Source organism: Modestobacter roseus (genome assembly GCF_007994135.1).
Taxonomy (GTDB): Bacteria; Actinomycetota; Actinomycetes; order Mycobacteriales; family Geodermatophilaceae; genus Modestobacter; species Modestobacter roseus.
This window is the reverse complement of the sequence record NZ_VLKF01000001.1, coordinates 2,128,848-2,154,620: the sequence shown is the minus strand read 5'-3', so window position 1 is coordinate 2,154,620 and position 25,773 is coordinate 2,128,848. Positions and strand designations below refer to the sequence as shown.

Annotated in this window: 26 protein-coding genes; 15 read left to right on the top strand and 11 right to left on the bottom strand. The window is 76.3% G+C overall.

The annotated features are described in order from the left end of the window. Positions 1-91 precede the first annotated feature (91 nt). From JD78_RS10250 to JD78_RS10235, 4 genes are read left to right on the top strand one after another with little or no spacing between them, the layout of a single operon-like run. Complete coding sequence (locus tag JD78_RS10250) at positions 92-1,051, top strand: siderophore-interacting protein (RefSeq protein WP_153361827.1); 960 nt, start codon at positions 92-94, stop codon at positions 1,049-1,051. Positions 1,052-1,084: 33 nt separating this feature from the next. Then, entirely contained in the window at positions 1,085-1,243 is a 159-nt protein-coding gene (locus JD78_RS10245; RefSeq protein ID WP_166521112.1) for a hypothetical protein, read from the top strand. A 5-nt stretch (positions 1,244-1,248) separates the two neighbouring features. After that, on the top strand, positions 1,249-1,665 hold the full coding sequence (locus JD78_RS10240; protein ID WP_166521111.1) for a hypothetical protein: 417 nt from the start codon (positions 1,249-1,251) through the stop codon (positions 1,663-1,665). Beyond that, positions 1,662-2,261 (top strand): TIGR03086 family metal-binding protein, encoded by a 600-nt coding sequence (locus JD78_RS10235; RefSeq protein ID WP_153361826.1) that lies wholly within the window; start codon positions 1,662-1,664, stop codon positions 2,259-2,261. The genes JD78_RS10240 and JD78_RS10235 overlap by 4 nt, the downstream gene beginning before the upstream one ends. A 5-nt stretch (positions 2,262-2,266) precedes the next feature. Here JD78_RS10235 and JD78_RS10230 read toward each other — a convergent pair whose 3' ends face one another. Beyond that, positions 2,267-3,232 carry a hypothetical protein gene (locus JD78_RS10230; RefSeq protein WP_153361825.1) on the bottom strand — a complete coding sequence of 322 codons (966 nt, stop codon included), beginning with the start codon at positions 3,230-3,232 and terminating at the stop codon, positions 2,267-2,269. Positions 3,233-3,440: 208 nt separating this feature from the next. Here JD78_RS10230 and JD78_RS10225 point away from each other — a divergent pair, with 208 nt between their 5' ends. The 5 genes from JD78_RS10225 (at position 3,441) to eutC (ending at position 9,529) form a co-directional block, all read left to right on the top strand. After that, positions 3,441-4,799 carry an MFS transporter gene (locus JD78_RS10225; RefSeq protein ID WP_243731018.1) on the top strand — a complete coding sequence of 453 codons (1,359 nt, stop codon included), beginning with the start codon at positions 3,441-3,443 and terminating at the stop codon, positions 4,797-4,799. 48 nt (positions 4,800-4,847) lie between these two features. After that, positions 4,848-5,798, top strand: coding sequence for a pyridoxal-phosphate dependent enzyme (locus tag JD78_RS10220; protein WP_166521110.1), 951 nt, complete (start codon positions 4,848-4,850; stop codon positions 5,796-5,798). A gap of 121 nt (positions 5,799-5,919) precedes the next feature. Then, positions 5,920-7,383: an ethanolamine permease gene (gene eat / locus JD78_RS10215; RefSeq protein WP_153362176.1), complete on the top strand. Its 1,464-nt coding sequence runs from the start codon at positions 5,920-5,922 to the stop codon at positions 7,381-7,383. Then, positions 7,380-8,789 carry an ethanolamine ammonia-lyase subunit EutB gene (locus JD78_RS10210; RefSeq protein ID WP_153362175.1) on the top strand — a complete coding sequence of 470 codons (1,410 nt, stop codon included), beginning with the start codon at positions 7,380-7,382 and terminating at the stop codon, positions 8,787-8,789. The genes eat and JD78_RS10210 overlap by 4 nt, the downstream gene beginning before the upstream one ends. Then, positions 8,786-9,529, top strand: coding sequence for an ethanolamine ammonia-lyase subunit EutC (eutC, locus tag JD78_RS10205; protein WP_153362174.1), 744 nt, complete (start codon positions 8,786-8,788; stop codon positions 9,527-9,529). Before JD78_RS10210 ends, eutC begins: the two co-directional genes overlap by 4 nt. Before the next feature lie 7 nt (positions 9,530-9,536). Here eutC and JD78_RS10200 read toward each other — a convergent pair whose 3' ends face one another. Beyond that, the gene (locus tag JD78_RS10200) at positions 9,537-9,836 is read right to left on the bottom strand and encodes a hypothetical protein (RefSeq protein ID WP_153362173.1); all 300 of its coding nucleotides are present in this window, start codon (positions 9,834-9,836) and stop codon (positions 9,537-9,539) included. Positions 9,837-9,854: 18 nt separating this feature from the next. On the opposite strand from JD78_RS10200, the gene JD78_RS10195 reads away from it, so the two are divergent. Next, positions 9,855-10,532, top strand: a complete 678-nt coding sequence (locus tag JD78_RS10195; RefSeq protein WP_228395401.1) for a hypothetical protein — start codon at positions 9,855-9,857, stop codon at positions 10,530-10,532. 38 nt (positions 10,533-10,570) lie between these two features. Here the strand turns inward: JD78_RS10195 and JD78_RS10190 are convergent, their stop codons facing one another. The 4 genes from JD78_RS10190 to JD78_RS10175 are packed head-to-tail and all read right to left on the bottom strand — an operon-like array spanning position 10,571 to position 17,445. Further along, the gene (locus tag JD78_RS10190) at positions 10,571-11,320 is read right to left on the bottom strand and encodes a GAF domain-containing protein (RefSeq protein ID WP_153362172.1); all 750 of its coding nucleotides are present in this window, start codon (positions 11,318-11,320) and stop codon (positions 10,571-10,573) included. Between the two features lie 48 nt (positions 11,321-11,368). Beyond that, positions 11,369-14,824 (bottom strand): thiol reductant ABC exporter subunit CydC, encoded by a 3,456-nt coding sequence (gene cydC / locus JD78_RS10185; RefSeq protein WP_166521109.1) that lies wholly within the window; start codon positions 14,822-14,824, stop codon positions 11,369-11,371. Beyond that, positions 14,821-15,837 (bottom strand): cytochrome d ubiquinol oxidase subunit II, encoded by a 1,017-nt coding sequence (gene cydB / locus JD78_RS10180; protein ID WP_166521108.1) that lies wholly within the window; start codon positions 15,835-15,837, stop codon positions 14,821-14,823. The genes cydC and cydB overlap by 4 nt, the downstream gene beginning before the upstream one ends. 24 nt (positions 15,838-15,861) lie before the next feature. Next, complete coding sequence (locus JD78_RS10175; protein ID WP_153362171.1) at positions 15,862-17,445, bottom strand: cytochrome ubiquinol oxidase subunit I; 1,584 nt, start codon at positions 17,443-17,445, stop codon at positions 15,862-15,864. 148 nt (positions 17,446-17,593) lie between these two features. Here JD78_RS10175 and JD78_RS10170 point away from each other — a divergent pair, with 148 nt between their 5' ends. Both JD78_RS10170 and JD78_RS10165 read left to right on the top strand, forming a co-directional pair. Further along, positions 17,594-17,971, top strand: coding sequence for a BlaI/MecI/CopY family transcriptional regulator (locus tag JD78_RS10170; RefSeq protein WP_194290562.1), 378 nt, complete (start codon positions 17,594-17,596; stop codon positions 17,969-17,971). A gap of 2 nt (positions 17,972-17,973) precedes the next feature. Next, on the top strand, positions 17,974-18,915 hold the full coding sequence (locus JD78_RS10165; RefSeq protein ID WP_166521107.1) for a M56 family metallopeptidase: 942 nt from the start codon (positions 17,974-17,976) through the stop codon (positions 18,913-18,915). An 82-nt stretch (positions 18,916-18,997) separates the two neighbouring features. Here JD78_RS10165 and JD78_RS10160 read toward each other — a convergent pair whose 3' ends face one another. The 4 genes from JD78_RS10160 to JD78_RS10145 all read right to left on the bottom strand — a co-directional run bounded on the left by JD78_RS10160 (position 18,998) and on the right by JD78_RS10145 (position 21,655). Beyond that, complete coding sequence (locus JD78_RS10160; protein ID WP_166521106.1) at positions 18,998-19,318, bottom strand: MerR family transcriptional regulator; 321 nt, start codon at positions 19,316-19,318, stop codon at positions 18,998-19,000. Positions 19,319-19,391: 73 nt separating this feature from the next. After that, positions 19,392-19,910, bottom strand: a complete 519-nt coding sequence (locus JD78_RS10155) for an Hsp20/alpha crystallin family protein (RefSeq protein ID WP_243731017.1) — start codon at positions 19,908-19,910, stop codon at positions 19,392-19,394. A 100-nt stretch (positions 19,911-20,010) separates the two neighbouring features. Continuing rightward, positions 20,011-20,988 carry a YihY/virulence factor BrkB family protein gene (locus JD78_RS10150; RefSeq protein WP_153362169.1) on the bottom strand — a complete coding sequence of 326 codons (978 nt, stop codon included), beginning with the start codon at positions 20,986-20,988 and terminating at the stop codon, positions 20,011-20,013. A gap of 61 nt (positions 20,989-21,049) precedes the next feature. Continuing rightward, positions 21,050-21,655 carry a TetR/AcrR family transcriptional regulator gene (locus JD78_RS10145; RefSeq protein ID WP_153362168.1) on the bottom strand — a complete coding sequence of 202 codons (606 nt, stop codon included), beginning with the start codon at positions 21,653-21,655 and terminating at the stop codon, positions 21,050-21,052. Positions 21,656-21,679: 24 nt separating this feature from the next. Between JD78_RS10145 and JD78_RS10140 the strand changes: the two genes are divergently transcribed. Continuing rightward, complete coding sequence (locus tag JD78_RS10140) at positions 21,680-22,834, top strand: MFS transporter (protein WP_228395398.1); 1,155 nt, start codon at positions 21,680-21,682, stop codon at positions 22,832-22,834. On the opposite strand, the gene JD78_RS10135 is transcribed toward JD78_RS10140, so the two are convergent. Continuing rightward, entirely contained in the window at positions 22,819-23,709 is an 891-nt protein-coding gene (locus JD78_RS10135) for an oxidoreductase (RefSeq protein ID WP_153362166.1), read from the bottom strand. The two genes, JD78_RS10140 and JD78_RS10135, sit on opposite strands and share 16 nt — an antisense overlap. Positions 23,710-23,790: 81 nt before the next feature. Between JD78_RS10135 and JD78_RS10130 the strand changes: the two genes are divergently transcribed. Beyond that, positions 23,791-25,152, top strand: coding sequence for a YibE/F family protein (locus tag JD78_RS10130; protein ID WP_153362165.1), 1,362 nt, complete (start codon positions 23,791-23,793; stop codon positions 25,150-25,152). Then, positions 25,149-25,772, top strand: coding sequence for a class I SAM-dependent methyltransferase (locus JD78_RS10125; RefSeq protein ID WP_166521105.1), 624 nt, complete (start codon positions 25,149-25,151; stop codon positions 25,770-25,772). Before JD78_RS10130 ends, JD78_RS10125 begins: the two co-directional genes overlap by 4 nt. Position 25,773: the final 1 nt, after the last annotated feature.

Genomic DNA, 25,773 nt, shown 5'->3' with positions numbered 1-25,773 from the left:
TTCGGCAGGCGGTTCCCTCGGGCGGGCTGGTTAGGCTAACCTCACCTGGGTCCGGTCGCGGCAGCGCCGGTCTGCCGATCCGGGGAGCACCATGAGCACGGCGACGACCGAACGTCCCGCCCGCACCGCGTCGGCGGTCTCGGCTCCGGCCACGGCGCCCGGCTACCGCTTCTTCTCCGTGCGCGTCGCCCGCGTGCACCGGCTCAGCCCCACCTTCCTGCGGCTCACCTTCGCCGGCCCGGACCTGGCCGGCTTCGGCGCCGGCGGCGCGGACCAGCGGATCAAGCTGGTCCTCTCCCGGGACGGCGCCCCCGTCGAGGAGCTGCTCACCGACGGCCCCGGCTGGTACCAGGAGTACTGCGCGCTGCCCGACGATCGGCGCCCGTACCTGCGTACCTACACGGTCCGCGCCGTCCGCCCCGAGCTCGGCGAGCTCGACGTCGACGTCGTCCTGCACGGGATCGACGACGGCCACGCCGGCCCGGCTGCGACGTGGGCCGCCGACGCCGTGCCCGGCGACCGGATGGTCGTCCTCGGCCCCGACCGGCCGGGCACCGGCCGCGCCTGGGGCGTCGAGTGGGCCCCGCCGGCCGACGGCACGCTCTTCCTGGCCGGCGACGAGACCGCGGTCCCGGCCATCAGCGCGATCGTGGAGGCGCTGCCCGCCGGGCGCCGCACCATCGCGGTGCTGGAGGTCCCGGTGGCCGGTGACGTGCTCTCCCTGCGCGTGCCCGCGGGGGTCGAGGTCCGCTGGCTGGTCCGCGGCGCCCGTGCCCGTGGTGAGGCGCTGGGCCCGGCCGTGCACGCTGCGCTGTGCGAGCTCGGCGTCGCCAAGCCCACCCCCGGCCTGGAGCCCGAGGACGTCGACCTGGAGCACGGGCTGCTCTGGGAGGTCCCCGAGGCCCGCGCCGACGGCTGCTACGCGTGGCTGGCCGGGGAGGCCGGGATGGTCAAGAAGCTGCGCCGCCGGCTGGTGCGCGATCTCGGCGTCCCGCGCACCTCGGTGGCGTTCATGGGGTACTGGCGCATCGGCGCGGCCGAAGGCGGCTGAGCGGAGCCGCCCCAGGAGCCCTACGGTCGGGGTGTGCTGCGGACACTGCTGCTCCTGCTGGCCCTGGTGGTGCTCGTCTGGGTCGCGCTGAGCATCGTCGGCTGGGTGCTCAAGGGCCTGTTCTGGCTCGCCGTCGTCGCGCTGGCCGTGGTCGCCGGCACCGCCATGCTGAACTCGTCCCGCCGGCGCTGACCCTCGTGACCGTCCTGCTGGTCGACGTCGCCAACGTGCTCGGTTCCCGCCCCGACGGCTGGTGGCGCGACCGGGCCGGCGCGACGGCCCGGCTGCTGGACCGGTTCGCCGCCCTGCGCACGTCGACCCTCGACGGGCCCGACGGTGCGCCGGTCGTCGTCACCGCCCTGGTCGCCGTCGTCGAGGGACAGGCCCGGGACGTCGAGTCCCCGGCCGGGATCCGGCTGGTCCGCGCCGCGGGCAGCGGCGACGACGCGCTCGCCGCCACCGCCGGGGAGCTGGCCGACGGCGACGACGACGTCCTGGTGGTGACCGCCGACCGGGGGCTGCGCGCCCGGCTCCCGGCCGCTGCCCGGGTCACCGGCCCCGGCTGGCTGCTCGCTGCGGCCGACTCGGTCACCGGGCAGGATCAGGCCCCGTGACCGACCCCGTCTCCGGGCCTCCTGCTGTCCGCTCGGCCGCCGACCTGGCCGCCGGCGCGCTGGCCGCCGTCCGCCCCGAGCACCTGACCGCCCGCACCCCCTGCGCCGACTTCGACGTCCGCGCGCTGCTGGACCACCTCGCCTGGGCGGCGCTGATCTCCCAGCGGGCCGCCACCCGGATGCCGCTGGACCCACCGACGCCCGGGCGGCCCGCGCCGTTCCTCGACGGGCTGCTGCCCGAGCAGTGGGCGGCCGCGATCGCCCCCGAGCTGGACGCCGCCGCCGACGCCTGGGCCGACCCGGCCGCCTGGCAGGGCGACACGGTGCTCGGCGGCGCCACGGTGCCTGCCGCCGTCGTCGGCCCGCTGATGCTCACCGAGTTCGTCGTGCACGGCTGGGACCTGGCCACGGCCGTCGGCGCACCGCTGTTCCTCTCCGCCACCCTGGCCCCGGTCACGCTCGCGGCCGTCGAGCAGGTCGCCCCCATGGGCCGGGACGGCGGCTGGTACGGCCCCGCCGTCCCGGTGCCGGAAGACGCGAACCCGCTGGACCGCGCGCTGGCGCTCACCGGCCGCGACCCCGACTGGACTGGCTGACCGGCTCAGGCGCGAGGCGGGTGGTAGACGCGCGTGACGCGCGTCGACCGCCGCCGTCCCGGCAGGCACGCGGTGAGGCTGAGCAGCACGGCCGCGGCGTCCTCCACGACGGCGGCCTGCCAGTCCGGCATGAACGACCCGGCCCACCGCCGCCAGGCGAGGCCGCCGTAGGAGCCGGCCAGCGCGCCGAGGGCCCCGGCGGTCGACGGCAGGGCGGCGTTCGCCCCGGCCCGCCGGGCGAGCAGCGCGCCGCCACCGGCGCCACTGACCAGCCGGCCGGGCAGCACCTGCGGGCTGGTCCGCGCCGGGACGCCGGGCTGCTTGTCCCCGTAGACCTCACCGGCCACCGCGGCCAGCGACGCCAGCTTCTTGACCACCCCGGTGTCCTGCGCCGTCAGGGTGGGGCCGGCGACGCCCAGCGAGCTGCGACCGCCGGCGGCCACCCCGAGCAGCAACGACCGGCCGACCAGCCCGGCGCGCGCCTTCTGCCGGGGCAGCGCCCGCTCCCGCGGCGTCGGCAGCCCGGAGACCACCGCCTGCACGGTCGCCCCGTAGGCCAGGTGCGGGAGGGCGTCGGAGAGCCAGTCCTGCCGGCTCCACGACCTCGGGTCGCTGACCCCGAGCGCCGCCACCGGGAGGTTGGTCGCCGCGCTCGACGCGGCGCCCTTGACCACCGTGCCGACCGGGAAGGACAGCCGCACACCGGCCGACCGCACCGCGCTGGAGACCACGCCCAGCGCCAGGCCGTTGGCGATCCCGGTCAGCGCGCCCAGCGCCGTGCGGCGGGACTCCCGCTCGCTGCCCCGGCCGGGGATCGACCACCCGGCCGCGTCGGCCAGGGCGTCGGTGGTGCGCGCCGGCAGGTCGCTGGCCGACCGGCCGCGCACGGCCATGTCCAGCCAGCTGGCGGCGTTGAGTGCGGTGGTCCCGGCGGCGCCGGCGAGCAGGCCGCGGGTGAAGGTCCCGGTCATGGTCCGACCCTGCGCGGGGATCGGGCAACCGGCAACCGCAGGGCCGGGTGGGCCCGGTGGGGCGACACCGTGGGCGCTCTCACGGCGTCGGGACCGGCGGCGCACACGCTGGGCTGGCACCGTGGAGGACAGCGCCCGAGGTCGTGTGCTCCCCGACCCCCGCCAGCCGTTCCGCGGTGCTGCGCGCCCACTCCCCGAAGGTCTTGCCGTGGTCCTCTCCCTGCCCTCTCGTCGCCCCGCCCCGCCGCCGCCCTCGCTGCGCCGGCTGCGGACCGCCGTCGCCGTCCTCTTCGGTCTCGACGGGTTCGTGTTCGGCAGCTGGGCCGCCCGGGTGCCCGACGTCAGCGTCGCCACCGGCGCGGACCACACCGCCCTCGGTGTCGCGCTGCTGTGCCTCTCGCTCGGCGCACTCGCCTGCATGCAGGTCACCGGCGGGCTGTGTGCCCGGTTCGGCACCGGGCGGGTGGCGGCGCTGGCGGGCGTGGGCGCCGCCGTCACCGCCGTCCTGCCCGGACTGGCCGGGTCGGTGCCGGCCCTGTGCGCCGGGCTGGTCCTCTTCGGCGCCGCCACGGGTGCGGTGAACGTCGCCGCCAACAGCGTCGGGGTGCAGGTGGAGGCGCGGGCCGGCCGCCCGCTGCTGTCCGGGCTGCACGCCGCCTTCAGCGGTGGCGGGCTGCTCGGTGCGCTCCTGGGTGGGGTCGCCGCCGCCGCGATGGGCGTGGCCCCGCACCTGGCCGCGGTGGCGGTCGTCGGGCTGGCGGCGATGGCCTGGGCCGGGCCGGTGCTCCTCGGTGGCGACACCGGCCGGCCGGTGACCGCCGCGACCGGCCCCGCTGCCGACGTCGTGCCCGGGCGCCGTCCCACCGGCGTGCTGGTGCTGCTCGGCGCCGTGGCCGGCGCGACCGCCTACGGCGAGGGCGCGCTCAGCGACTGGGGTGCGCTGCACCTGCGCGAGCAGGTGGCCGCCGCGCCGGCCCTCGCGGCCGCCGGGTACGCCGGCTTCTCCTCGGCCATGGCCGTCGGCCGGCTGGCCGGCGGGCGGCTGGTGCTCGCCCTGGGTGAGCGGCGGTTGCTGGTGGGCGGCGCGCTGCTGGCCGCGGCCGGCGCCCTGGCCGCGGTGACGACGACGTCGCTGCCGGTCGCGCTGGCCGGTTTCGTGCTCGTCGGCCTCGGCCTGGCCAACGTCTTCCCGCTGGCCATCGCGCGGGCCGGCGCCCTCGGCGGCCCCTCGGGCGTGGCGCTGGCCACCACGGTCGGCTACACCGGGCTGCTCGGTGGCCCGCCGGTGATCGGCTTCCTCGCCGAGCACGCCGGGCTGCCCGCTGCGCTGGGCACGGTGTCGCTGGCCGCGGTGCTGGCCGCGGTGCTCGTCCTCGGCGTCGAGGGCGAGCAGGTGCGGCGACCGGTGCTGCCGGCGTGGGGCTGGGCGCAGCCGGTGTCCTTCGGGCGGCGTCCGGTCGCGGTGGTGCTGCGGCCGGTCGGCGGGGTGCTGCGCCCGGCGGCGGCGCGCGCGCACCTCGGGGTGTGCAGCTACGTGCGGGACCTGGAGCTGCTCGAGCTCCGCTGACCGCACGGCACTGGCCAGGCGAGGGTGGACCGGCCAGGCTGTGCTCCCGTGAGCACCGCACCCGTCCGGCTGTCGTCCTGGCCCATCCCGCTGGAGCCCGCCCCGAGGCTCGCCCGGGCGGTCGGGCTCGGCCCGGACGACCTCTGGGTCAAGCGCGACGACCTGACGTCCTTCGGCGGGGGCAACAAGGTGCGCAAGCTGGAGCACCTCGTCGCCGCGGGAGAGGCGGCCGGGGCGACGGTGCTGGTCACCACCGGCGGCGTGCAGAGCAACCACGCCCGGATGACCGCCGCGGCAGCGGCCCAGCGGGGTCTGCGCGCCGTCCTGGTGCTCACCGGGGAGCCCTCCGCCGCGCGACCGGGCAACCTCGCGCTGGACGAGCTCTTCGGCGCCCGGGTCGTCGTCTGCGCACCGGGCGAGGACGCCGAGGAGCGGATGGCCGCGGTCGCCGGGCAGCTGCGGGCGGCGGGTGAGGTGCCCGCCGTGCTGCCGCTGGGCGGGTCGACGCCGACCGGGGCGCGCGGCTACCTGGCCTGCGCCGCCGAGCTCGCCGAGCAACTCCCCGACCTGCAGACCGTGGTGGTGGCCGTCGGCTCCGGCGGCACGATGGCCGGCCTGGTCGCCGGGCTCGGCGCCGAGCACGTCGTCGGCGTCGACACCGGTGCGGTGCCCGACCCGGAGGCCCGGGTGCACGAGCTGGCGACGGCGCTGGGTGCCACCCCCGGTGCGCTGCGGCTGCGGCGGGACCAGGTGGGCGAGGGGTACGGGGTGCTCACGGCGGCGGCCGCGGCGGCGCTGCGCACCGCGGCGCGCACCGAGGGCCTGGTGCTCGACCCGGTGTACACCGCGAAGGCGCTGGCCGGGCTGGTCGCGGCAGTCACCGAGGGCACCCTGCGCCCGGGCGGGCGCACCGTCTTCCTGCACACCGGCGGCCTCGCCGGGCTGTTCGGCCACCCGTACGCGACCGAGCTGGCAGCCGCCGCGCTGGACGGTGCATGAGCCGTCGGTGACGCCGCTCGTGAACTCGGTGTTCCGATCGTTCGCACCCCGTTGACCGGCGGGGTGGACCGGAAGACGCTGGCTGCCACCTCACCCGGGGGACCCGAGCCGGAGGACCGCGATGACCGTCGAGCCCGCACCCACCCACGCACCGCACGGACCGGGGCGGGGGGTGGAGGCGGAGACGGTCGGCACCGGCTACCTGGAGCGGCGCCAGCTCCGCGGGGGCACCGCCGGCTGGGTGCTGCTGGCCGGTCTCGGGGTCGCCGCGGTCATCTCCGGTGACTACGCCGGCTGGAACTTCGGGCTGGCCGAGGGCGGGTTCGGCGGGCTGCTGATCGCCGTCGTCCTGATGGCCGTCATGTACTCGGCGATGGTCTTCGGGCTGGCCGAGCTCGGCTCGGCGCTGCCGACCGCCGGCGGCGGCTACACCTTCGCCCGCCGCGCGCTGGGCCCGTGGGGTGGCTACGCCACCGGGGTGGCGGTGCTGATCGAGTACGCGATCGCCCCGGCGGCGATCGCCACCTTCATCGGCGCCTACGTCGAGTCCCTCGGCCTGTTCGGCATCACCGACGGCTGGTGGGTGTACCTGGCGGCCTACGCGCTGTTCATCGGCGTCCACCTGCTCGGCGTCGGGGAGGCGCTGAAGGTGATGCTGGTGATCGCCGCGGTCGCGGTGGCCGGCCTGGTGCTCTACCTGGTCGGCGCGATCCCGGCCTTCGACGCGGCCAACCTGACCGACATCGCGCCCACCGACGCCGCCGGCGCCTCGGAGTTCCTGCCCTTCGGCCTGATCGGCATCTGGGCCGCCTTCCCGTTCGCCATCTGGTTCTTCCTGGCGGTGGAGTGCGTGCCGCTGGCATCGGAGGAGGCCCGCGACCCGGCCCGGTCGCTGCCCCGCGGGATCGTCGCGGCGATGGGGCTGCTGCTGGTGCTGGCGGTGCTGATGCTGGTGTTCACCGCCGGCGCCGGCGGCTCGGCCGCGATGTCGGCCAGCGGCAACCCACCGGTGGAGGCGCTCGAGGTGGCCGGGGCCTCCAGCGCGCTGACCACGGTGATCAACTACGCCGGGCTGGTCGGCCTGGTCGCGAGCTTCTTCTCGATCATCTACGCCTACTCCCGGCAGACCTTCGCGCTCTCCCGGGCCGGCTACCTGCCCCGGTCCCTGTCGGTGACCAACGGGCGCAAGGCCCCGACGCTGGCCCTGCTGGTGCCCGGTGCGATCGGCTTCGCGCTCTCGCTGACCGGGCAGGGCGCGATGCTGCTGAACATGGCCGTCTTCGGGGCGACGGTGTCCTACGTGCTGATGATGGTCAGCCACATCGTGCTGCGCCGCCGCGAGCCCGACCTGCCCCGCCCCTACCGCACGCCCGGCGGCACGGTCACCACGGGCGTGGCCCTGGTGCTCGCCGCCGCGGCGGTGGTCGCCACGTTCCTGGTCGACCGGACGGCGGCGCTGTGGACCCTGGGCGCGTTCCTCGCCTTCCTGGCCTACTTCGCCCTGCACAGCCGCCACCACCTGGTCGCCTCGGCCCCGGAGGAGGAGTTCGCGCTGCTGGCCGCGGCGGAGGAGGAGCTCGAATGACCGTGCGCCGGACGACGCTGGGCGGGCACACGTACGAGTTCCGCTCGCTCGGCGACGTCCTGGCCAAGGCCACCCCGGCCCGCTCCGGCGACGTGCTGGCCGGCGTCGCCGCGGAGTCGCAGGCGCAGCGGGTGGCGGCCCAGCACGTGCTCGCCGACGTCCCGCTGGCCACCTTCCTCACCGAGCAGGTGGTCGGCTACGACGAGGACGACGTCACCCGGCTGATCCTGGACACCCACGACCGCGCCGCCTTCGCCCCGGTCGCCGCGCTGACGGTGGGGGAGTTCCGCGACTGGCTGCTGGCCCGGGCGGCCGAGCGGGACGAGGCGGCCATCTCCGGCCTCGCCCGCGGGCTGACCCCGGAGATGGCCGCCGCGGTCTCCAAGGTGATGCGCAACGCCGACCTGGTCGCCGTCGCCCGCCGGACCCGGGTGGTCACCGGTCTGCGCAGCACGCTGGGGCTGCCCGGCCGGCTGGCGTCCCGGCTGCAGCCCAACCACCCCACCGACGACGCCGTCGGTGTGACCGCCTCGATCCTGGACGGGCTGCTGCAGGGCAGTGGCGACGCCGTGATCGGGATCAACCCGGCCACCGATTCCCCGGCGCAGACCATCGCGCTGCTGGAGCTGGTCGACGCGGTGATCAGCCGGTACGAGATCCCCACCCAGTCCTGCGTGCTGGCGCACGTGACCACCACGCTGCGGGCGCTGGAGGCCGGGGCCCCGGTCGACCTGGTGTTCCAGTCGGTGGCCGGCACGCAGGCGGGCAACCGCGGCTTCGGCGTCACCCTCGACCAGCTCGCCGAGGCCCGGGCCGGGGCGTTGGAGCTGGGCCGGGGCACGGTCGGCAGCAACGTCACCTACTTCGAGACCGGGCAGGGGTCGGCGCTGTCCGCCGACGCGCACCACGGCGTCGACGGGCCGGTCGACCAGCAGACCCTGGAGTGCCGCGCCTACGGCGTCGCCCGGCACTTCGACCCGCTGCTGGTCAACACCGTCGTCGGGTTCATCGGGCCGGAGTACCTCTACGACGGCAAGCAGGTGGTGCGGGCCGGGCTGGAGGACCACTTCTGCGGCAAGCTGCTCGGCCTGCCGATGGGCGTGGACGTCTGCTACACCAACCACACCGACGTCGACGGCGACGACACCGACGTGCTCACGCTGCTGCTGGGGGCGGCGGGCTGCGCGTTCGTCATCGCCGTCCCGGGCTCGGACGACGTGATGCTGCACTACCAGTCGCTGTCGTTCACCGACGTGCTCACTGCCCGCTCGGTGCTGGACCTGCGCCCGGCGCCGGAGTTCGAGGCGTGGCTGGCCCGGATGGACCTGCTCGACGACGCCGGCCGGGTGCGCGCGCTGACCCCCGACGCCCCGGCCGCCCGCGCGCTCCTGGCGGCGGCCCGATGAGCGACGTCGCCCCCGACCCGTGGGGCGTGCTGCGGAACGCGACCCGGGCGCGGGTCGCGCTGGGCCGGGCCGGTGACGGGCTGCCGACGGCCCGCGAGCTCGAGTTCCGCGCCGCGCACGCCGCCGCCCGGGACGCCGTGCACACCGCGCTGGACGGCGACCGGGTGCGCGCCGCGCTCACCGCCGCCGGCGTCGGCCTGGACGTGCTGGAGGTGCACAGCGCCGCCCCGGACCGGGGCACCTACCTGCAGCGACCGGACCTCGGCCGCCGCCTCGCCGACGGCACGACGCTGCCCGGCGGCACCTGCGACCTGGCGCTGGTGATCGCCGACGGCCTCTCCCCGCGGGCGGTGCACGAGCACGCGGCCGGCACGGTGGCGGCGGTGCTCGACCGGCTGCCGGGCTGGTCGGTGGCGCCGCTGGTGCTGGCGCACCAGGCGCGGGTGGCCCTCGGCGACCCGGTCGGTGCCGCGCTGGGCGCCGCGATCGTCGTCGTCCTGGTGGGGGAGCGGCCGGGGCTGAGCTCGGCCGACAGCCTCGGGCTGTACCTGACGCACGACCCGCGGCCGGGCCGGGCGGACTCCGAGCGCAACTGCATCTCCAACGTGCGCCCACCGCACGGCCTCGGCTACGCGCAGGCGGCCGACACCCTGGTCGCGCTGCTCCAGGCCGCCCGGCAGCTCGGGGCCAGCGGCGTCGTCCTCAAGGACGAGGGGATCGCGCTGCCGTCCGGCGGCTGAGCCCGGCTCAGCGGTCGGCGTGCGCGCGGGTGGGGAACTCCAGCCGGCGCAGCGGCCCGATCCGCATGACCGAGCTGAGCAGCACCTCCATGGGGTGGCGCTGCGGCCGCTGCACCTCGGCCGGCCAGTCGGGCACCATGTCCGGGTCGGCGGGGGCCTCGGCCACCTCCGCCACCCGGCCCTGCAGCCGGGCCCGCACCTCCTCGGCCGAGTAGGCGCGGCGGTGCCGTTCGTGGCGCAGCAGCACCGCCCCTGTCGTGGCGACCCCGACGATCCCGGCGACTCCGAGCAGCTTCCCGACCCGCATGACCGATACCGTAGTGGTGTGGCTCACAATCGCACCGGGTTCGTGCGTGGCACCTCCGCGCGGGCCCTCTCGTTGCACGAGGCCGGCGAGCTGACCCGGACCGGTGACGTGTGGGTGTTCCGCGGCGGCTCGCTGGCCGACCGCGCCATCCAGACGGTCACCAACGCCCCGGTCAACCACGTCGGGATGGCCGTCGTCCTCGACGACCTGCCACCGCTGCTGTGGCACGCCGAGCTCGGTCACTCGCTGGCCGACGTCTGGACCGGCCGGCACCAGCGGGGCGTGCAGCTGCACGACCTCGCCGACGCCGTCTGCGTCTGGAAGAAGCGGTACGGCCAGCAGGCGTGGCTGCGCCAGCTGGTCGGCCCGGCCGACGACGGCGGGGTGACCCGGGAGATGGAGGACGCCGTCCTGCGCACCATCGCCCGGCTGGACGGCAAGCCGTTCCCGACCACCCGGGGGCTGGCCCGCGGCTGGGTCAACGGCCGGTTGCGGCGGCACGAGACCAACGACACGGTCTTCTGCGCCGAGCTGGTCGCCGCCACCTACACCGCGATGGGGCTGCTGCCATCCGACCGGCCGCTGAGCGCCTACGACCCGGGCAGCTTCTGGTCCGGCGACGCCCTGGAGCTGATCGACGCGCAGCTGGGACCGGAGGTGCGGGTCGACGTCGCGCTCGACTCGCCCTGCTGCTGAGGCCCCTGCCGCTGACACCCCAGCCGCGCTGACGCCGGTCAGTCCGCGGGGCGGCCGGCGACGTCGGCGGGGGTGAGCCGGCCGGCCAGCAGGTCGGCGGCGAGCGAGTCCACCGACCGGCCGGTGGCCCAGGCGTGCGCCCGGAGCAGGGCGAGCGCCGCGGGGGCGTCGACGTCCCACGCCGCCGCCACCCGGCCGACCGCCTCCCAGACCGCCGCGCGGCGGAGAGCGGCCGGGGTGTGCAGCCACGCCGGGCTGTCCGCCGCCGTCCACGACGACCACAGCGCCGTATCGCCGAGCGCCGAGGTGATCAGCTCGCCGACCGCCAGTGCGTCGAAGACGTCCAGCCGTGGCACGTCCGCCGGCTCGGCCAGGAAGACGTCGAGTACGCCGATGCCGGTCAGCGTCGACCGCAGGGGTAGGCAGACGACCCCGCGGTAGGGGGTGCGGGCGAACAGCAGGTCGGCGTAGGCCGGCCAGCGGGAGCGCAGGTCCGTCGGCACCGCGAACACCGGTTGCCCGGTGTCGTAGACCGCCGTGCACGGACCCGCGCCGACGGTGAACTGCAGCCGCTCGGCCCGGCCGGCCTCGGCGGAGCTCGCGGCCAGCGGGGTGCGGCCCCGGGCTCCTGCCCGCACGCTGAACCCCACGCCCACGTCGGACCCGGAGCCGTCCACGGCGAGCACCCGGGCGGCGGCCCGCGCCAGCCGGTCGGGGAGCAGTGCCGGCTCGCCGGGGTCGGGGGACGCCGCAGCGAGGGCGGCGGCGAAGCGGTCGTCGAGGCTCACGACCCGATGATCACCGTGGTGGGAGCGGACCACAGGGTCTCGCAACGATCAGCGGCGCGCCGCCACCTGTGCGTGCGTGCCGAGGTCCACCACGCTGTCCTCCCCGGCCGGCAGCGCCGGGTCGTGGGTCACGCAGACGACCAGCCGGCCGGCCAGCGCCCGGCGCAGGTCGGCGACGAGCGCCGCCGCCGTGGGCGGGTCCAGGTGGGCGGTCGGCTCGTCCAGGAGCACGACCTCCCGGTCGGCCAGCAGCGCGCGGGCGACGGCCAGCCGCCGCCGTTCCCCGCCGGACAGCGACGTCCCACCCGCCCCGACCGGGGTGTCGAGCCCGGCCGGCAGCGTGCCGAGCAGCGGGCCGAGCCCGGCGTCGGTGAGGGCCCGGCGCATCGCCGTCTCCCCGTCGGCACCGGTGAGCTCCCCGCGGGGCCGGGCCAGCGCGAGGTTGGCCCGCAGCGAGGCGTCGAAGACGTGCGCGTCCTGCGGGCACCAGGCCATCGCCGACTGCACGTCGGCCCGGGTGAGCCGGGAGACCGGCACCGGGCGCCGCCCGTCGCCGACCACGTACTCGCCCGACGACGGCCGCAGCGCGGCCAGCAGCACCGACAGCAGCGTCGACTTCCCGGTGCCCGACGGTCCGGTGACCACCAGCCAGCCGGTGCCGGCGGTGGCGACCAGGTCGAGGTCGGAGAGCACCCCGGGGCGGCCCGGCCAGCCGGCGGACAGCGACTCGGTGGCCAGCTCCCGGACCGGCCGCGGTGCGGGCAGCCGCTCGGCCGGCGCCGGATCGGCGGCCACCGGCTCGGCCAGCACCGCCGCGATGCGGGACCGGGCGTCGGACAGTGCCCGCCGGTGGCGCAGCGCGGCGTTGATCGCGGCCAGCGGCTCCAGCAGGGCCAGCGGTGCGAGCGCCAGCACGGCCACCACCGGGGTGGAGAGGTCACCGGCACGCACGGCGGCCGCGCCGACGGCGAGCGCCAGCACCGCGGCGGACCCGGTGGCGAAGGCGGCCAGCGCCTCCCCGACCGCGACGGCGGCGGCGCCCGCCCGGGCCGCCCGCCCCTGCCGGCGGCCCAATGCGTCCAGCCGCTCGACCGTTCCGGCGACCAGGCCGTGGGCGCGCAGGTCGGCGGCGGCGTCGAGGGCGGCGGTGGTCTCCCGCAGCGTCACCGTCTGCAGCTCGGCGGCGGCGCGGGACGCACCCCGGTCGGCCCAGCGGTGCACCAGCAGCACGAGGAGCACCGCGGCCTCCAGCACCGCGGCCACGAGGCCGCCGGCCAGCGGGTCCAGCACGGTGAGCACGGCGGTGGTCAGCACCAGCACCGAGCCGGCCACCAGCGGCGGGGTGACCACCCGCACCGACAGGTCCTGCACCAGGCCGACGTCGCCGACCAGCCGGGCCAGCGCCCGCCCGGGGGTGCGGTCGGCGGCCGGCCCCTGGGCGACCAGTGCCCGCCACAACCGCAGCCGGGTGGTCGAGGCGAGCCGGAAGGCGGCGTCGTGGGTGGCCAACCGCTCCAGCCAACGCAGCACCGCCCGGGCCAGCCCGAAGCCGCGCACCCCGGCGGTGGCCACCAGCAGGGTCAGGATCGGCGGCTGCTCGGCGGCCCGCACGATCAGCCAGCCGGAGACCGCGGTCAGGGCGACGCCGGCCGCGGTGGAGGCGGCGCCGTAGCCGACCGCCGTCGCCAGCACCCGCCGCGGCCAGCCCAGCCCCGCGGACGCCGTCCCCGCCGTCGCACTCCCGGTTTCGGCGCCGAAACCCGGCCGGGTTTCGGCGCCGAAACCCGGGGAGGGGGCTTCGTCCGCGGGGTGGAGGTTGGGCGGAACGGAGGTCAGGGGCGGGGTGCCGGTCGGGGCGGGCAGCTCGACGGTGCGGTCGGCCAGCGCGGCCAGCGCGGGCTCGTGGGTGACGAGCACGGTGCACAGCGAGCCGCGCAGCCGGTGCAGCACCGCGGCGACCCGGGCCGTGGCGGCGGCGTCGAGGGAGGCGGTCGGCTCGTCGAGCAGCAGCACCCGGGCGCCGCGCTGCACGCGCACGAGCGCGCGGGCCAGGGCGACCCGCTGCAGCTCGCCGGGGGAGAGGGTGCGGCAGGCCCGGTCGCGCAGGTGCCCGCCCTCGACCCACTCGAGCGCGGTCTCCGCCAGCCCGGTGGCCCGGTCGGCGTCCCCGTCCCTGTCTTCCACGTCCCCGGCGTGCCGGCGCAGCTCGTCCACGACCGTGTCGGCCACCGTGCGGGGGAACTGCGGGACGACGGCGACGTCCTCCGGCCGCCGGACCGTGCCGGTGACCTCGACGCCGGCGCCGTCGCCCAGCTGGCCGGCGAGCACCGCGAGCACCGTCGACTTGCCCGAGCCACTGGGCCCGCGCAGCGCGACCAGCTCACCGGGCGCGACGGTCAGCGCCGCCCCGGTGACGGCGGGGCCGCCCCGGCCGGGGAACCGCACGGTCAGGTCGGCGACGGTGATGCCCCGGGGCTCCCCGGCCGGCGGGGGGCCGACGACCGGGCGCGGCAGCGGGGTGGCGAGCACCCCGCGCGCGGCGGCCGCGGCCTCGGCGGCGTCCTCCGAGGCGTGGTGGGCCGAGCCCAGCGCGCGCAGCGGGGCGAACGCCTCGGGGGCCAGCAGCAGCGCGAGCAGCCCGACGTCCAGGCCGATGCCGCCCTCGACCAGGCGCACGCCGACCGTCACCGCGACCAGCGCGACCGAGAGGGTGGCGAGCAGCTCGAGCACGAGGGAGGAGAGGAACGCCGTGCGCAGCGTGGCCAGCGTGCGCCGGCGGTGCGTCTCGCCGAGCTCGGCGAGGGCGGTCAGCTGGTCGGCGGCGCGGCCCAGGCCGCTGAGCACCGGCAGCCCGCGGACCAGCTCCGCGACGTGCCCGGCGATCCGGTCCAGCGCCCGGGCGGACTCGGCCGTCTGGTCGCGGGTGTGCAGCCCGACCAGCGCCATGAACAGCGGCACCAGCGGGAGGGTCACCGCCACCAGCAGGGCGGACAGCCAGTCGGTGACCCCGAGGACGACGAGGAGCACCGGCGGGACGACGGCGGTCTGCGCCAGCGCCGGCAGGTAGGTGGCCAGCGCGGGGCCCAGGTCGTGCAGCCGGGTGGTGGCCAGCACGGCGGCCGGGCCGGTGCCACCTGCCGCGGTCACGGCCTCGCCCTGCCCGCCGAGCAGCCGCGCCAGCAGCCGGCGGCGCAGCGTGTCCTCCGCACGGCGGGCGTCCCGGGTGGCCACGACGGTGCCGAGCCCACCGGCGAGGGCCCGCACCGCGGCGCCGAGCAGCGCCACCCCCAGCGCCGCGGTCGGGGTGGTGCCGGAGAACACGTCGGCGATCGCCCGGGCGAGCCCGGCGGCCAGCAACACCACCCCGGCGGTCTGCACCAGCGCCAGGACGGCGGACCGGGCGAGCGCCCCGGGCAGCCCGGGCACCCCCGCCAGGGCACCCAGCGGCCCCCGCCCCTCGGCGCCGGAGGGGCCCCTCCGGCGCCGAGTGCTGCGGGAGGTCACGCGGACACCGTCTCCCCCGCGGGCTCGACCGGCTCGGCGGTCAGCCGCTTGCGGAACACCCAGTACGTCCAGGCCTGGTAGCCCAGCACGATCGGCAGGCCGACGGCGGCCGCCCACGTCATCACGGTCAGCGTGTAGTCGCTGACCGAGGCGTCGGCGATCGTGACGTCGAAGGCGCTGTCGACCGTCGAGGGGACGACGACCGGGTAGGCGGCGCCGAAGATCGTCGCGGCCGAACCGAGCATCACCACCGCCCAGGCGGTGAACGCCGGGCCCTCCCGGTCCACCCGGATGAACGTCCAGGCGACCAGCACCGCCAGCGCGGCGACCAGCCACAGCCCGGCGGTGACCACGGTGCCCGAACGCAGGTGCACCAGCCCGGCCCACAGCAGGAGCGGCAGGGCGGCCACCGGCGCCCAGCGGGTGGCGAACCGGCGGGCGGCCACCCGCACCGGGCCGTCGGTCTTCAGCGCGAGGAAGACCGCACCGTGCACCATCGAGTAGGCGAGCACCGCCACCGCGCCCAGCAGCGCCGGCCAGCCGACCCCGGCGAACGCGCCGCCGACCCGGTTGCCGTCGCCGTCGATCGGCAGGCCGAGCGTGGTGGCGCCCAGCGCGGCACCGATGCCCAGTGCGGCGATCAGCGAGCCCGCGGTGATGACGTGGGTCCAGGTGCTGTCCCAGGCCGCGGTGTGGTGCGAGTGTCGCCACTCGAAGGCCACCGCCCGGATGATCAGCCCGAACAGCACCAGCACGAAGGGCAGGTACAGGGCGGGCAGCCAGGTGGCGTACCAGCCGGGGAAGGCGGCGAAGACGGCGCCGGCGGCAGTGATCAGCCACACCTCGTTGCCGTCCCACAGCGGGCCGATGCTGCGCAGCATCAGGTGGCGGTCGGCCTCCTTGCGGCCGATCACCGGCAGCAGGGCGGCCACGCCGAAGTCGAAGCCCTCCAGCAGCAGGAACCCGGTCCAGAGCACCGCGACAGCGGCGAACCACACAGTCTGCAGGTCCATGTCCTCGTCTCCCTGGATCGCGGATCAGTAGGCGAACGAGAGGACGTCGTCCTCGTCGCTGCGGCGGGTGCTGGCGCTGCCGGGGGTGACGTCGGCGCCGCCGCTGACGTCGTCGTCCGGGCTGCCCTCGGGGGTGTGCCCCGGGGTCGGGGCCCCGTCGCTGGTGGTCACGCCGCGGCGCACGAAGCGGGTGAGCAGCCACAGCTCCACCACCGCGAGCGCCCCGTAGACCAGGGTCAGGGCGATCAGCGACGTCCACACCTCGGCGGCGCTCACGCCGGGGGAGACCGCCTGCGCGGTGAAGAAGTAGACCTGCTCCTCGCGGGGCACGTCGGGGTTCGGGTAGACGACGAAGGGCTGGCGGCCCATCTCGGTGAAGATCCAGCCGGCGGCGTTGGCGAGGAACGGCGTGCCGATGGCCAGCAGCGAGCCGTAGACGCCGATCGCGGACGTCGGCACCCTCCCGCGCCGGGTGGACCACAGGGCGTAGGCGCCGACGGCGGCCGAGACCATGCCCATGCCGATCATCAGCCGGAAGCTCCAGTAGGTGACCGCGAGCACCGGGGTGTAGTCGATCGGCTCGCCCGCCTTGTCCCCGAACGACGGGTCGTCGGGGTAGGTGGCGCCGTAGGCGGCCGAGTACTCCTCCTGCAGCTCGTTGACCCCGGGGACGGCGGTGGAGAAGTCACCGTGCGCCAGGTAGGAGAGCAGGTAGGGGACGGTCCAGGAGTGCACGTCGTCGCACTCGTTGTCGCTCAGCTTGCCGAAGGCGAAGATCGAGAAGGGGGCCGGCGCCTCGGTGGTGCAGAGCGCCTCGGCCGAGCTCATCTTCAGCGGCTGCTGCTCGTACATGAGCTTGGCCTGGTAGTCGCCGGTGATCGCGACGAGCACGAAGGCGATCAGCGAGACGTACCCACCGAGGCGGGCCGAGCGGCGCCACACCGCGTGATCGGTCTCCTCGGGCGAGCGGCCGGCCAGCCGCCGCTTGCGCAGGTGGTAGAGGCCGATGCCGACCAGCGCCGCGCCGGCGACCATCAGCGCGCCGGCGATGGTGTGGCTGAAGGCGGCCAGTGCGGTGTTGTTGGTCAGCACCGCGAAGAAGTCGACCTGCTCGGGGCGGCCGGTGGCGTCGTTGGTGACCACGCCGACCGGGTGCTGCATCCAGGAGTTGGCCGCGATGATGAAGTACGCGCTGATGATCGACCCGATCACCGCCGCCCACAGCGAGGCCAGGTGCAGCTTCTTCGGGATCCGGCCCCAGCCGAAGATCCACAGGCCGAGGAAGGTCGACTCCAGGAAGAAGGCCAGCAGGGCCTCCAGGGCCAGCAGCGAGCCGAAGACGTCGCCGACGAAGCGGCTGTACTCGCTCCAGGCCAGACCGAACTGGAACTCCTGGACCAGTCCGGTCGCCACGCCGAGGACGAAGTTGATCAGGTAGACGCGCCCCCAGAAGCGCGTCATCCGCAGCCACTCGGGCTTGTCGGTGCGCACCCACATGGTGTGCATGACCGCCACCAGGATCCCCAGCCCGATGGTCAGCGGGACCATCAGGAAGTGGTAGACGGTGGTGATCCCGAACTGCCAGCGCGCCACGTCCAGGACGTCCACGGGCCTGCCCCTCTTCTCGCGTCGTACGATCGACACGTTCTTCTACGGTTCGTAGAACCCTTTTCTACGCCTCGTAGAACCGAAGTTCTACGACCGGTAGAGACGATCGGCTGTGAGACGCCGGACAGGGGAGGGACCTTTGGCCTCGATGGGAGAGCTGGAACGCACCGTCATGGACTGGCTCTGGGCGGCGGGCGGCCCGGTCAGCGCTGCGCAAGTGCGCGACGGCCTCAATGCCGTCGATGGGGACCGTGATCTCGCTCTCACCACCGTGCACACGGTGCTGGGCCGGCTGGAGCAGAAGGGCTTCCTGGTGCACGACGACGCCCGCCCCCGGCGGTTCGCCCCGCGCGCTTCGCGCGAGGAGCACGCGGCCGGGCTGATGCGCGAGGTGCTCGGCCAGGCCGCCGACCGGCAGGCCGTGCTCGCCCGCTTCGTCGGCGGGGTCGACGCCGAGGAGGCGGAGATGCTGCGGGCGCTGCTGGCCGGCGCCGACCGGCCCGGGCAGGACGCCGGCGGCCGCTGACCGTGCTGCCCGCGACCGCCACCGCGCTCGCCGTCCTCGCCGCACTGCTGGCCTGGCCGGTGCCGGCCGCGCTCGCCCGGGCCGGCTGGGCGCGGCGCGACCCGCTGGCCGCCCTGGTCTGCTGGCAGGCGATCGGGCTGGCCGGTGGGCTGTCCATCATCGGCGCGCTGCTGGTGCACGGCCTGGCGCCCTGGGGGCACTCGCTGCCCGAGGCGTGGTGGCACTGGGTCACCCGCCAGCCGGCCGTCGAGCCGGTGCGCGGTGACCACTGGGTGGCGCAGACCCTGGCCGCGGTGCTCGCGCTGGAGCTGCTCGGGGTGCTCGCGCTCTCCTGGGTGCGCACCGCCCGTACCCGGCGGCGGCACCGCGAGCTGTTGGAGCTCGTCGTCCGGCCCGGCTCGTCGGCGCCCGACCCGGACGAGACCCTGCTGCTGGACCACCCGGCCCCGGTCGCCTTCTGCATCCCCGGTGCCAGGCCGCTGCTGGTGCTCTCCTCCGGGATGGTCGCCGAGCTGCCCGGGGAGCAGCTGGCCGCCGTCGTCGCGCACGAACGGGCCCACCTGCGCGAGCACCACCACCTGCTGCTGCTGCCGTTCGTCGCCTGGCGGGCCGCGCTGCCGGTGCTGCCGGCCGCCGACCGGGCGCACGACGCCGTCCGCGACCTGGTCGAGATGCGGGCCGACGACGTGGCGCTGACCGCGCTGCCCGGACCGGACCCGCGCCGCACGCTGGCCGCGGCCATCGTCGCCTCCGCCGGGGGCGCCGGCGGTGGGGTGCCGGCCGGGGCGCTGGCGGTCACCGGGGGAGCGGTCGCCGCCCGGGTGCGCCGGCTGCTGGCCCCGGCTGCGCCGCTGCCCCCGGCCGGCCGGGCCGGGGCGATCGCCGCCGCGCTCGGGCTGCTCCTGGTCCCGACCGTCCTGCTGCTGCTCCCCGCCGTCGCCTGACCCGTCCCCCCCTGGGCGACAATGGCCATCCTCGCCCTCCGACGCGGGGCGAAAATGGCCATTTTCGCCCTCCGGACGGGGTTCAGTCGCGGTCGCGGAGCTCCTGGCGGGCGGTGTCGCGTTCGTCGCGGGCCTCGGCGAGGTCGTCCTCCAGCTGCACGATCACCTGCGCGGAGGCCAGCAGGTGGCCGTCGTCGAGCAGCCCTCGCACCCGGGCGGCGAGTTCCAGCTGATGTCGGGAGTACCGGCGGTGGCCGCCGGCCGAGCGGTGCGGGTGGAGGACGCCGGAGGTGTCCAGGCTGCGCAGGAACGCGGCCTGCACGCCGAGCAGCTCGGCGGCCTGGCTCATGGTGAGCACCGGGTGGTCGGGGTCGTCCAGCCGGTCGAGCGGGTCGCTGCCCATGGGTCCTCCAGTGCTCGGGACGACGACGGGGGCGGGGCCGTCGGGCCCCGCCCCCGTCGAGGGTCGGTCGGCGTCAGCCCTGTGCCGGCTGCTCCGCCGCGGGCGCGGCCGACTCCATCGCGGGCTGCTCGCCGTCGATGGTGTGTGCATCCACCGCAGCCGGCGTGTCCGCGCGGGTCACGGCGATCTTGCGGGCCTTGGCCCGCTCCGCGACCGGGATGCTCACGGTGAGCACGCCGTCGTGGTAGCTGGCGTCCAGGCGGTCGGTGTCCAGGCTGCGGCCGAGCACCAGTTGGCGGGTGTAGCTGCCGAACGGGCGCTCGGCGACCTGCCACTGGGCGCCCTCGATCTGCGGCACGGAGCGCTCCGCGCTGATGGTCAGCGTGGTGCCCTCGACCTGCAGGTCGATGGAGCCGGGGTCGACGCCGGGGAGGTCGAAGTGGGCGACGAAGTTGTCGCCCACCCGGTAGGCGTCCATCGGCATGCCGGCGAGCGGCCGGGCGGTCGTGGTGCCGGTGCGGCCGGTCAGCTGGTCCAGTGCCCGGAACAGCGACGACGAGGACGCGAAGGGGTCGTAGGACGTCAGCATCATGGCTGGTTACCTCCAGAACACGTGCGGTGGGACGGTGGCTCGTCGCCAGGAACCTCTAGCGACGACTGCAGAATACCTCGATGGGCGATCGCAGTAAACCTCAGTCCGGGTCGCGGTCCGGCGGGTCGAAGGTGACGTGCACCGTCTCGAAGCCCTTGGTCCGCTGCGCCTTCGCCATGCCGGTGTAGCTGCGCCGGTCGCCGGGGGTGAGGTCGACCGCGTCGGTGAAGGGGGTGAGCAGCGCCCGGGGCCACAGCCGGTGCACGCGCACCACGTTGATCTCCACGCAGAGCACGCCGACCACCGCGGCCAGGTAGAGGAAGGCGAGGAGCCCGAGCACCAGGGCGAAGACGCCGTTCGTCGCGCTGGAACCGCTGGCGACCCGGCTGACGTAGGTGACGCCGAAGGTCTGCAGCAGCTGCCACAGCACCGCGGCGATGAACGCCCCCGGGAGCACCTGGCGGATCGTCAGCGGCCGGGCGGTGGCCAGCCGGAAGGCGAAGACGAAGACGACCGCGTTGATCGCGACCGAGCCGAGCACGGTCAGGGCCCGGGATGCCGCACCCAGGGACCCGGCGTGGCCGGCGGTGACGGTGGCGAGGGCCGTCGTCCCGATCACCGCCACCCCCGCGGTGACGACCAGCAGCAGGCTGAGCCCGCGGGCGAGGAAGGGGTTGGGCCGGCTGTTGCGCGGCACCGCCCAGGCGGTGTTCATCGCGTACTGGATCGCCTGGGCGACGCCGAGGGCCCCGTAGAGGGAACCCAGGATGCCGACGACCACCCCGAGGACGCCGCCGCTGAGGCCCCGCGGCTCGCCGAGCTGCTCGCCGACGACGGGGAACTGGCTCATCGCGGAGTCCAGCAGCTGCTCCTGCAGCTCCGGGTTGTCGACCAGGACGTTGCTCAGCACGGTCGAGAACAGCAGCAGCAGCGGGAACAGCGAGACGAAGGCGTAGTAGGTGATCAGCGCGGCGAGGTAGGGGCCGGAGTCGTCGACGTACTTGTAGACGACGGCGATGGGGAACCCGGCGGCCCGGTGTCTGCGCTGCAACCGATCGAGCTTGTCGACGACGGGCACGGCCTCACTGCACCACGAGCCCGGTCCCGACACCACGCGAACCCGCGGCGGTGCCCCGGGGTCAGCCGGCGCGCAGGTGGCCGCGGGCGGCGAGCCAGCCGGCGGCGAGAGCGCGCGCCCGGGTGACCGAGGACCCGGCGGCGAGCTCCGGGCTGGTCGACTCGCGGGCCGCCCGGGCCAGTGCGCCGTCGTAGCAGAGCAGCAGGGTGGTGGCGACCTCGTCCGGGTCGGTCACGCCCGCGGCGGCGGCGAGCTCGCGCAGCCGCTGGGTGAGCAGTCGGGAGTCGGCCTGCAGCCACGGATGGCCGGGGTGTCCGTGGGGCAGCTCGGTGGCTGCGGCGAGGAACGCGCACCCGCGTCCGCTGCCCTCCCGCTCGCGGAACCGGTCGACGGCGTCGAAGACCGACAGCAACCGGTCGACCGGGTCGGTGCGCTCGGCGAGCACCTCGTCCCAGGTCTGCTCCCACAGCTCGTACCGCCGCTGCAGGTAGGCCGCCACGAGGCCGTCCTTGCCGGCGAAGTGGGCGTACATCGTGGCCGGGGCGACCCGGGCGCGGGCGAGCACCGCGTCGACCCCGGTCGCGGCGATGCCGGACTCGTAGAAGAGCTCGCCGGCGGCGGCGAGCAGCCGTTCGCGGGCCGGTCGGGTCGCGGGGCGGGTGCTCATGCGCCTACTGTAACGCTCGTTATGATGAAACGATCGTTACAGTCGCGGCCCGTCGACCGGCCGGCCGCCCTGGTCGTGCCCGGGCTGGCCGTCATCGCGGTCACCTACGGGCTGGCCAGGTACGGCTTCGGGCTCTACCTGCCGCAGTTCCGCGACGCGTTCGGCATCTCACCGGGCACGGCCGGGGGCATCGCGGCAGCCGGCTACCTCGCCTACTGCCTGGCCGCCGCCGTCGCCCAGCGGCTCACCGGGCGGGCGCGGGCACGGACGACCCTGTGGCTGGCCGGGGGCGCGGCCGCGCTGGGGTCGCTGCTGGTGGCCGCCGCGTGGTCGGTCCCGGCCCTGGCCGTCGGTGCACTCCTGGCGGGCAGCGGGGCGGGGGCGGCCACCCCGGCGCTGGTCGCCGCGGTGGCGGCGACGGTGCGGCCGGACGCCCAGCCGCGGGCGCAGGCGGTGGTCAACAGCGGCACCGGGGTCGGCGTCGTCGTCGGTGGGCTGCTGGTGCTCAGCGTGCCCGACGTCTGGCGGCCGGCCTGGGCCGGCTTCGCGGTCGCGGCCGTGCTCGTCACCGCGTGGGCCGACCGGTCCAGCCGCTGGCCCACCGTCGCCGAGGCCCGACCGGAGGTGCCGGTGCGCGCGCTCGCCCGGCCGCTGGTCGCCGCGCTGGTGGCCGGCGCCGGCTGCGCTGCCGTGTGGACGTTCGCGCGCGACCTGATGACCGCCGACGGCGGGCTGCCCGCCGGCACGACCGGGCTGCTGTGGTGCGTGCTGGGCGGGGCCGGCCTCGTCGGTGGGCTCAGCGGCGACCTGGTGGTCCGGTTCGGGCTGCGCCGTGCCTGGCTGTGGTCGACCGCGATCGCCGCCGCGGCCACCGCGCTGCTCGCCGCGCTGCCCGGCGCACCGGTCGTCGCGGGGGTTGCGCTGGGCGGTTTCGGCGCCGCGTTCGTCGCGCTCAGCGGGGTGCTCATCGTCTGGGGCGGGCACCGGCTCCCCGCCGCGGCACCGCAGGCCGCCGCGGTGCTCTTCATCGCCCTCACCGTGGGGCAGGCCGTCGGCGCCCTGGTGCTCGGCGCGGTCGCGGGCGCGACCGGACTGCGGACGGCGTTCGGAGCGGCCGCCGTCCTGGTGCTCGTGGCGGCGCCGGCCGCGGAGCGTGCGGCGCGTCAGCCGGGCAGCTGAGCCGGGAGGTCCACCCCGGTGAGCTCGGCCGAGGCGGTCCACAAGCGGCGGGCCAGCTCCGGGTCCGACGCCGCGGCGCTGCGGCCGGCCAGCGTCGGCGCACCCCGCATGGTCCGCCCGTCCGGGCCGGTGAAGCCCCCACCGGGCAGGTCGGCGGTGGCGGCGAACAGCGTGGGCAGCGCGCCCTGCTCGGCGCCGGTGGCGAAGGCCCGGTTGGCCACCGCCATCGCGGCGTCCTTCACCCGGTTGCCGGTGCGGCCCTGCAGGTTGGTGGCCGCCCAGCCCGGGTGCGCCGCCAGTGCCCGCACCGGCGCGCCGGCCGCGGTGAGCCGGCGCTGCAGCTCCAGGGTGAAGAGCAGGTTGGCCAGCTTCGACTGCCCGTAGGCGCCGGTGGCCGAGTACGGCCGTTGCTCCCAGTTCAGGTCGTCGAGCACGATCTCCCCGGACCGGTGCAGCATCGAGGAGACGGTGACCACCCGGTCGGTGACGTGCGGCAGCAGCAGCGCCGTCAGCGCGAAGTGCCCGAGGTGGTTGGTGCCGAACTGCAGCTCGAAACCGTCGGCGGTGCGCCCGGCCGGCACGTGCATGATCCCGGCGTTGTTCACCAGCACGGCCAGGTCCCCGGTCCACCCCGCGGCGAACGCGCGCACCGAGGCGAGGTCGGCCAGGTCCAGCCGGCGCACCTCGACCTCCCCGGTCAGGCCGGCGGCCGCCTGCTCGCCACGGGACACGTCCCGCACGGCCAGCACCACCCGGGCGCCGGCCGCGGCCAGGGCGCGCGCGGTCTCCAGGCCCAGGCCGCTGTTGGCGCCGGTCACCACCGCCGTCCGGCCCTGCTGCGGCGGGACGTCGGCCAGGCTCCAGGCGCTGCTCATCCCCCCAACGTAGGCGCCCCGCGTCCGCCGGGTCCGCCTGTCCCGCCACGATCCGGGCGGGGCGCCGCCTAGCCTGACCGGGTGACGGCCCACTCCCACGGTCACGGACCGGCCACCGACGGCGAGCTGCCGCCGCCCGATCCCGCCGCCGTCGCCCGGCGCCGCTGGGCGGTGCGGCTGATGCTCTACCTGCTCGTCCCGGTCGGGCTGGCCACCGTCGCCGGCCTGGTCGTGTTCTGGCCGAGCAGCGAACCGACCGCGGCCGAGCAGGCGGCCGACGACTTCTTCCCGCCCGGCCAGACCTACCCGGTGGCCACCGTGTCGTCGCTGCAGCCCTACGACTGCTCCGACCCCGGGGGTGAGGCGCTGACCTGCGCCACCGCGGTGATGGTCGTGGGCGAGGGGGAGAGCCGCGGCGACTTCGTGCAGGTCGACCTGCCCCCCGAGGTGGTGAGCGCGGGGGTGGCGGCCGGCGATGAGCTCGTGCTCACCCGGGACCCGGTCGAGGGCGGTCAGGCCACCTACCAGTTCTCCGACTTCGCCCGCGGCACCCCGATCGTGGTCCTCGCGCTGGCGTTCGCCCTAGTGGTCGGCGCGGTGGCCCGGCTGCGCGGGCTGCTCTCGCTGGTGGGGCTGGGCTTCGCCTTCGTCGTCCTGCTCGAGTTCATGCTGCCCGCGCTGCTGGAGGGCGGCTCGCCGCTGTGGATCAGCCTGATCGGCTCCTCGGCGATCATGTTCGTGGTGCTGTACCTGGCGCACGGGTTCAACGCCCGGGCGACGACGGCGCTGGTGGGCACCCTCTTCGGGCTGGCGCTCAGCGCGGTGCTCGGCACGGTGGCGGTGGGCGCGGCCCGGCTGCTCGGGTTCAACAACGAGGAGAACCTGCAGCTGCTGCAGCTGGACCGCAGCCTCGACTTCTCCGGCCTGGTCATCGCCGCGACCGTGGTGGCCGGGCTCGGCATCCTCAACGACGTCAGCATCACCCAGGCCTCCGCGGTCTGGCAGCTGCACGACGTCTCCCCGGAGATGGGCTGGCGCCAGCTGTTCGCCCGCGGCATGGCCATCGGCCGCGACCACATCGCCTCGACCGTCTACACGATCGTCTTCGCCTACGCGGGGGCCGCGCTGCCGCTGCTGATGCTGTTCGAGATCTACCAGCGGCCGTTCTGGACCACCCTCACCGGCGCGGAGGTGGGGGAGGAGGTCATCCGCACCCTGGTCGGTGGCATCGCGCTCGTCCTGGCCGTGCCGGTGACCACCCTCGTCGGCGCGCTGGTGGCCACCGCGGCGAGCTCGGCGGCCCCGGCCCCGGGCAGCGCCGCACCGACGCCGGAGCCGACCCCCGAGGAGCAGGAGGCCGAGCGCCGCCGGGAGCGGCTGCGGGCGATGCGGCAGGCCGCCGCCGAGGGGAGCGACCCGCCGCGGCCGCGGGACCCGCGGTGACCGGCGAGGCGCTGCTCGCCGCGGCCGCCGCGGCGCCCGGCTTCATGCCGGCCGACGAGGGGCGCGCGCTGTACGAGGCCGCCCGCGCGGTGCCGGTGCCCGGTCCGCTGCTGGAGGTCGGCAGCTGGCTGGGCAAGTCGGCGCTGTACCTGGCCGCCGCGGCCCGGGAGACCGGGCGGCAGGTGATCACCGTCGACCACCACCGCGGCTCGGAGGAGCACCAGCCGGGCTGGGAGTACCACGACGCGTCCCTCGTCGACCCGCTCGTCGGCCGGATCGACACGCTGCCCGGCTTCCGGCGCACCATCGCCGCCGCCGGCGCGGAGGACGTCGTCGTCGCCGTGGTCGCGCGGTCGGAGGTGCTGGCGCCGCTGTGGTCGACCCCGCTGGCGCTGCTGTTCCTCGACGGCAGCCACACCGAGGCCTCCGCCCGTCGCGACCAGGACGCCTGGGTCGGCAAGCTCGCCGTCGGCGGCACGCTGGCGATCCACGACGTCTTCCCCGACCCCGCGGACGGCGGCCAGGCCCCCTTCGGCGTGTACTCGCGGGTGCTGGCGTCCGGGGAGTTCACCGAGCTGCCCGGCACCGGCTCGCTGCGCCTGCTGCGCCGCTCCGCCTGAT